The organism is Neptunomonas sp., assembly GCF_016744175.1.
Classification (GTDB): Bacteria; Pseudomonadota; Gammaproteobacteria; order Pseudomonadales; family Balneatricaceae; genus Neptunomonas.
Genome location: NZ_JADGEV010000084.1, coordinates 1 through 6,157 on the forward strand (window position 1 = coordinate 1; position 6,157 = coordinate 6,157).

General features: G+C 42.2%; 7 protein-coding genes. All 7 read left to right on the forward strand.

The features are described 5' to 3' along the window. Window positions 1-776: M10 family metallopeptidase C-terminal domain-containing protein (locus QZZ55_RS19635; protein WP_293269116.1), on the forward strand; the 776-nt coding region annotated here is incomplete at its 5' end. Window positions 777-898: 122 nt separating this feature from the next. Next, window positions 899-1,828 (forward strand): glycosyltransferase, encoded by a 930-nt coding sequence (locus tag QZZ55_RS19640; protein ID WP_293269117.1) that lies wholly within the window; start codon window positions 899-901, stop codon window positions 1,826-1,828. A gap of 18 nt (window positions 1,829-1,846) precedes the next feature. After that, the gene (locus QZZ55_RS19645; protein WP_293269118.1) at window positions 1,847-2,827 is read left to right on the forward strand and encodes an NAD-dependent epimerase/dehydratase family protein; all 981 of its coding nucleotides are present in this window, start codon (window positions 1,847-1,849) and stop codon (window positions 2,825-2,827) included. A gap of 172 nt (window positions 2,828-2,999) precedes the next feature. Continuing rightward, window positions 3,000-4,094, forward strand: coding sequence for a dTDP-glucose 4,6-dehydratase (gene rfbB / locus QZZ55_RS19650; protein WP_293269119.1), 1,095 nt, complete (start codon window positions 3,000-3,002; stop codon window positions 4,092-4,094). Continuing rightward, a complete protein-coding gene (gene rfbD, locus QZZ55_RS19655) occupies window positions 4,091-4,990 on the forward strand; it encodes a dTDP-4-dehydrorhamnose reductase (protein WP_293269120.1) in 900 nt (299 codons plus the stop codon). The genes rfbB and rfbD overlap by 4 nt, the downstream gene beginning before the upstream one ends. A 1-nt stretch (window position 4,991) precedes the next feature. Then, a complete protein-coding gene (gene rfbA, locus QZZ55_RS19660; RefSeq protein WP_293269121.1) occupies window positions 4,992-5,867 on the forward strand; it encodes a glucose-1-phosphate thymidylyltransferase RfbA in 876 nt (291 codons plus the stop codon). Between the two features lie 9 nt (window positions 5,868-5,876). Next, a partial coding sequence (locus tag QZZ55_RS19665) for a dTDP-4-dehydrorhamnose 3,5-epimerase family protein (protein WP_293269122.1) occupies window positions 5,877-6,157 on the forward strand: 281 nt, incomplete at its 3' end.

Genomic DNA, 6,157 nt, shown 5'->3' on the forward strand with positions numbered 1-6,157 from the left:
TTGATAACTCCGATTTTTCAATTATGTCATATACCGATGTGAAAACGCTGGTATTAGAGTTTGATTATAACTCGTCTACACAAGCCATAAATGTAGTTTATGCACAGGGGGCATTGAGTGACTCATTTGCTTTGTTTGATGTCGCTGCACTGCAAGCAATCTACGGTCTAAATCTTAGCTATGCTTTAGGCAATGACACTTATTCAGTTTCATTTGATGATAAAGAGCATTTAACCATTTGGGATGCCGGAGGGCTTGATACGATTAATGTCTCGGCAGCGGCAGGCGACAGTACAATAGACTTAAGAGCTGGGACTCACTCCTCTGTTGATGTAAGAAGCATAGAAGATCAGATCGCAGTCACATTAAGTTGGTTGGATTCTGAAAATGCCCCTAACTATACAGACTGGGTTACGAGTGTTTATAACAACAATGCAGACTCAGTTTATACGGGTGAAAACAATCTAGCTATTGCTTATGGAGTGTGGATTGAGAATGTTATTACCGGAGTCGGTGATGACGTTGTACGTGATAATGCAGTGAATAACTCGATAAGCACTGGAGCAGGGAATGACATCGTTAAATTAGTCGACGGTGGTTATGACTCCGTTGATGGTGGGATAGGGTATGATGTACTGCAAGTTAATGAAGCTTCATCAGCAGTGGCTGTTACTCAATCAGGTAGTGGTTATGTATTAATTGGGGAGAGTTTCTCGGCTGAAATCGTTGGTATAGAAACGATCTCATTTAGTGATATGAGTATGAGTTTGGTTTAGTTGTTTATGAGCATATTGTCTGGCTGATAGCTTTATTCCTTACTGAGCGCGAATAGTGTCTTTGTTTTTTTAGCTCTGTGTTTGAATTTGATTTCAAAGAGGTTTTGGAGAGTTGTTCAGGTATGTATGAAAACCCGAAGGTTGCTGTTCTGCTGGCTGCATACAATGGTGCAGAGTGGTTAGACGCTCAAGTTAGTTCTATTTTAAATCAAGAAAGTATTTCCGTAACATTGTTTGTCAGCATAGATGCGTCTGATGATGGGACAGAAGAGTGGTTTACACGTCATGCAAAGGAAGATGAGAGAATTAGGGTTCTTTCAATAAATAACTCAGGGGCGGCGAGTCAAAATTTCTTCCGCCTTATTCGGGATGTTGATGTAGGCGATTTTTCTTATGTGTGTTTGTCTGATCAGGATGATATTTGGCAGCCTACCAAAATATGTCGAGCTGTTGAGCAGTTAGAGCAGCATGAGGCAGATGGGTATTCAAGTAATATACTGTCTTTCTGGAGCAATGGGCGTACTAAGCTTGTTGTGAAATCGCAGCGACAGAATACAAAAGATTATTTGTTAGAGGCTCCCGGCCCCGGTTGTACATTTGTTATTAAGCAGTCGTTGTTTCTTGGCTTGCAACGTTTTGCGATGAGCAATAAGCAGCAGCTTAGTAAGATTCGCTTTCATGACTGGTTTATTTATGCGTATTCAAGGGCTTTTGGGTATCAATGGCGCATTGATGATGCTGCACTCATGAATTATCGACAGCATGAGACAAATGAGCATGGCGCAAATGTTGGCTTTAAGCACAAAGTAAAACGCGCTAGAGCAGTTTTTGGAGGGTATTGGTTTGAACAAGTGCTTTTGACATCTTCTTTGCTTGCTAACAAAGACCCTGCAGCTATGCACTTAAAGCAGCTAATACAAAAAGGGCGGTGGGGGTTTTTTCAACTAGCTCTGGAGTCGCATCGCTACAGAAGAAGTCGAAAAGAGCAACTCTTGCTTTGCATGTCTTGCATAGGTTTGGCTATTGTCGGCTTTAAAAATAGTGACGGTTAAATTTAGCGGTACATGTTTATGATTATAGAGCCTCTCTCTTCATCAAGAAAAATTCTAATTACGGGTGTTAATGGCTTTATTGGAAGTGCAATAGGGAAGCACCTAGCGCATAGCGATACATATGATGTGCGCGGTAGTGTAAGGGGTGTCAGCGATAGTATTAATGAGAACGTGGTGCTGTTTGAGACAGGCTCTATTAATGCATCAACTGACTGGAATAAAGCATTAGCGGGAATCGATTGTGTTATTCACACAGCAGGGCTTGCACATAATAAGTGTACTTCAGCAGATGAAGAGAGAGCTTTTAGAGAGGTAAATGTTAAAGGGACTATTTGCCTAGCCAAACAAGCCGTTGCATGCGGTGTTAAGCGGTTTGTCTTTTTGAGTTCTATTGGCGTCTATGGAGAGTTTTCTAGAGAAGCTTTAAAAGAGGGTTCTGCTCTAAATCCCGTGAATAGTTATGCTCGTAGTAAACTAGATGCTGAAGAAGCGTTATTGCAAATATGTGCTTCCAGTGGAATGGAGTGTGTCATTGTCAGGCCGCCGCTTGTTTATGCATGGGATGCTCCCGGCAACTTTAAACGTTTGCTAAGCCTCTTAGGAAAGGTGCCTTTACTTCCTTTTAAAAATGTAGATAACCATCGTAGCTTTGTTTCACTAAAAAACTTAGTGAGCTTTGTCTCGTTATGTACTTATCACAGTGCTGCTGCAAATGAGATTTTTGTGATAGCTGATGATGAGAAGCTATCGACCCCTCAGTTCATGAGTATTTTGGCATCTGGTTTAAATACGCGTGTCACTTTTTTCCCTGTTAAAGACTCTTGGCTTTACTTTGGTGCTAAAATCACAGGCCGAAAAGGTTTCTATCATCAATTAGTTTCTTCTTTAGAAATTGATAATTCTAAAGCTAAAAAGATACTTGGATGGGCTCCTGTTGTTTCAGCTGAGACTGGGTTGGAAGAAGCCGCAGCGAAATATAAGCAAAGCCAGAATCATTAGCCTGTTTGTCTATTGGGTTGTTCGTCACATGATAGCCATAAGATAAATGGCAAGCAGGAAAGCATTTGTCCGAAACCGGGCATCTGGAGATAAAGCACTTTTAGTGTCTGCATAGCGCTAGCTATTTTCTGAAGCAATGCAGCTCAAATAGAATATATGAATAGAGAGTTTTATGGATAACAAAGTTTTTATGATAACAGGTGGTGCAGGCTTTATCGGGTCTGCAGTTGTACGCGCGTTAATACAAAGTACGTCACATCAGGTTGTTGTTGTCGATAAACTTACATACGCGGGGAATTTAGAGTCATTATCTGAGGTATCTAGCAATGCGCAATATACTTTCTATCCTTATGATATATGCGACCGTGCATTAATGGATGAGGTCTTTTCTACTCATCAGCCAGACTATGTTATGCATTTGGCTGCAGAAAGCCATGTTGATAGATCAATTGATGGTCCGGGAGATTTTGTACACACTAACATTGTCGGTACCTATACTTTATTGGAGGCTGCGCGTAAGTATTATATGCGTATCCAGCAAACAGACGCTAAGAAAGCCTCTGAGTTTAAGCTTCACCATATCTCAACAGATGAAGTATATGGAGACTTGGAGGGAGAAGATGATCTGTTTTTAGAAACCACTTCGTACGCGCCTAGCTCGCCATACTCTGCCAGTAAAGCAAGCTCCGATCACCTTGTCAGAGCATGGCAGCGGACTTATAAGCTCCCTACGCTAGTGACGAACTGCTCTAACAACTATGGCCCGTATCATTTCCCTGAAAAACTGATTCCTCTTATTATTTTGAATGCGCTTGAAGGTAAAGCGCTGCCTATTTACGGCGATGGAAAGCAGATTAGAGATTGGCTATTTGTGGAAGATCATGCAGAAGCGCTTATTCGAGTAGTGCAAGAAGGACGTGTTGGCGAGACATACAATATTGGTGGTCATAATGAAAAGCAGAATATCCAGGTAGTGTTGACGCTTTGTGAATTGCTGGATGAGCTGCGTCCACCGCAAGATAACCCTTTACTCACTATAAGTAGTTATAAAGAATTAATCACTTATGTAGCCGACCGGCCAGGCCATGATCAGCGCTACGCTATTGATGCGAGTAAAATTGAAAAAGATCTTGGTTGGGTTCCTGCTGAAACCTTTGACACAGGTATGCGCAAAACTGTTGAATGGTATTTAAGCAATGAAAGTTGGTGGGCCCGAGTGCTTGATGGCAGTTATCAGCGTGAAAGATTAGGTATCTCTGACGTATGAAAATTTTTATAACGGGCGGTAACGGGCAAGTCGGATTTGAATTACAAAGAAGTCTATCTAGCTATGGAACGATAGTGGCTCCTTCTAGGTCAGTGCTAGATTTAATGGACTTAGAAGCAGTCGAGCAGTTTTTAAGTGTTGAGCAGCCAGATCTTATCGTGAATGCAGCAGCCTGGACGGCAGTTGATTTGGCCGAAAAGGAACACGAAAGTGCTTATCGTTTAAATGCTGAGCTTCCTAAGCTATTAGCTGACTACGCAGCATTGAAAAGTATTTGGTTAGTACATTACTCGTCTGACTATGTTTATCCGGGTAACGGCGTTGCAATGTGGAGGGAGGGTGATATGACTGCGCCCTTATCCATTTATGGAAAAAGTAAACTGGCGGGTGATAAAGCCGTAGTGGCATCAGGTGCACAATTTCTTATATTTCGAACAAGTTGGGTTTATGGTGCTCGTGGCAATAATTTTATGAAAACCATGCTGAGGTTAGGCGCGCAAAGAGATAGCTTAAGTGTTGTCTCTGATCAGGTAGGCGCACCAACGCCGGCGCGCCTTATTTCACAAGTGTCGGCAATGTCTATCGACCGAGTTCTTTCTGGGGGTGGGTTTGAAAAAGGTATTTATCATCTTGCGCCAACAGGCAGCACAAACTGGTGTGACTTTTCTAAAGAAATATTTCAGTTGGCTGAGCAGGCAGGCATGCCTATAAAGATATCGCAAGCGAGTGTGAGTGCGATTAAAACCGAAGAATATCCAACACCGGCAGCGCGGCCTTTAAATTCACGGCTTAATGTCGAAAAATTAGAAAAAGCTTTATCAATTACCTTACCTAGTTGGAAAGATCAGCTAAAATTGACGCTGAGTGAATATCTTAGTACACGAGGAACAAATTAATATGGCTCTTAAAGGTATAGTACTAGCGGGTGGCTCCGGCACGCGTTTACACCCCATTACCCGTGGTGTCTCTAAACAGTTATTACCTGTATATGACAAGCCAATGATTTTTTATCCTATCTCGGTGTTAATGCTTGCGGGCATACAAGAGATACTCATTATTTCTACTCCTGAAGATTTGCCGCAATACCAGAATTTACTTGGCTCGGGTGAAGAGTATGGCGTCAGCTTTAGTTATGCTGAACAGCCAACACCGGATGGATTAGCACAAGCTTTTATAATCGGTGAAGAGTTCATCGGAAAAGACCCTGTTTGTTTGGTATTAGGCGACAATATTTTTCATGGGCAGGGTTTTACTGAGCAATTAAGACGGGCATCGGCTGTTGAAAAGGGCGCTACCGTATTTGGTTATCTTGTTCATGACCCTGAGCGTTTTGGTGTGGTTGAGTTTGATGAGCAAGGGAATGCAGTTTCTATTGAGGAGAAGCCTAAGGTTCCAAAATCTGATTACGCAGTAACGGGCTTGTACTTCTACGATAATGATGTAGTTGAAATTGCAAAACAAGTGACACCTTCAGAGCGCGGCGAGCTTGAAATTACCAGTATAAACAACGCTTACTTAGAGCGTGGTGATTTAAAAGTAGAAAAGCTGGGCAGAGGCTTTGCGTGGTTAGATACAGGGACACACGACAGTCTGCTTGAAGCGTCTCAGTATGTGCAAACCATTGAGCATCGCCAAGGGTTAAAAATTGCCTGTTTAGAAGAGATCGCATGGCACCGGAAATGGATTTCGATTGAGCAGCTTCGTAAAAGTGGTGAGCTGCTGAATAAAACAAGCTATGGTCAATTTCTATTAAAAATTGCAGGTGAAGATTGAGGGCTTGGTATGGAATTTACTAAACTAGCAATTCCGGATGTAGTACTGCTAACCCCGCAAGTATTTGGGGATGAAAGAGGCTTCTTTATGGAGACCTTTCAGCAAAAAGAGTTTGAAGAAGCGTGTGGTGTTGTAAATTTTGTGCAAGATAACCACAGTAAATCATCCAAAGGTGTATTGCGTGGTTTGCATTACCAGACAACTCAAACGCAGGGAAAGCTTGTGCGTGTAGTACAGGGTGAAGTGTTTGATGTGGCCGTAGATATGCGTAAAGGCTCCCCCACGTTTGG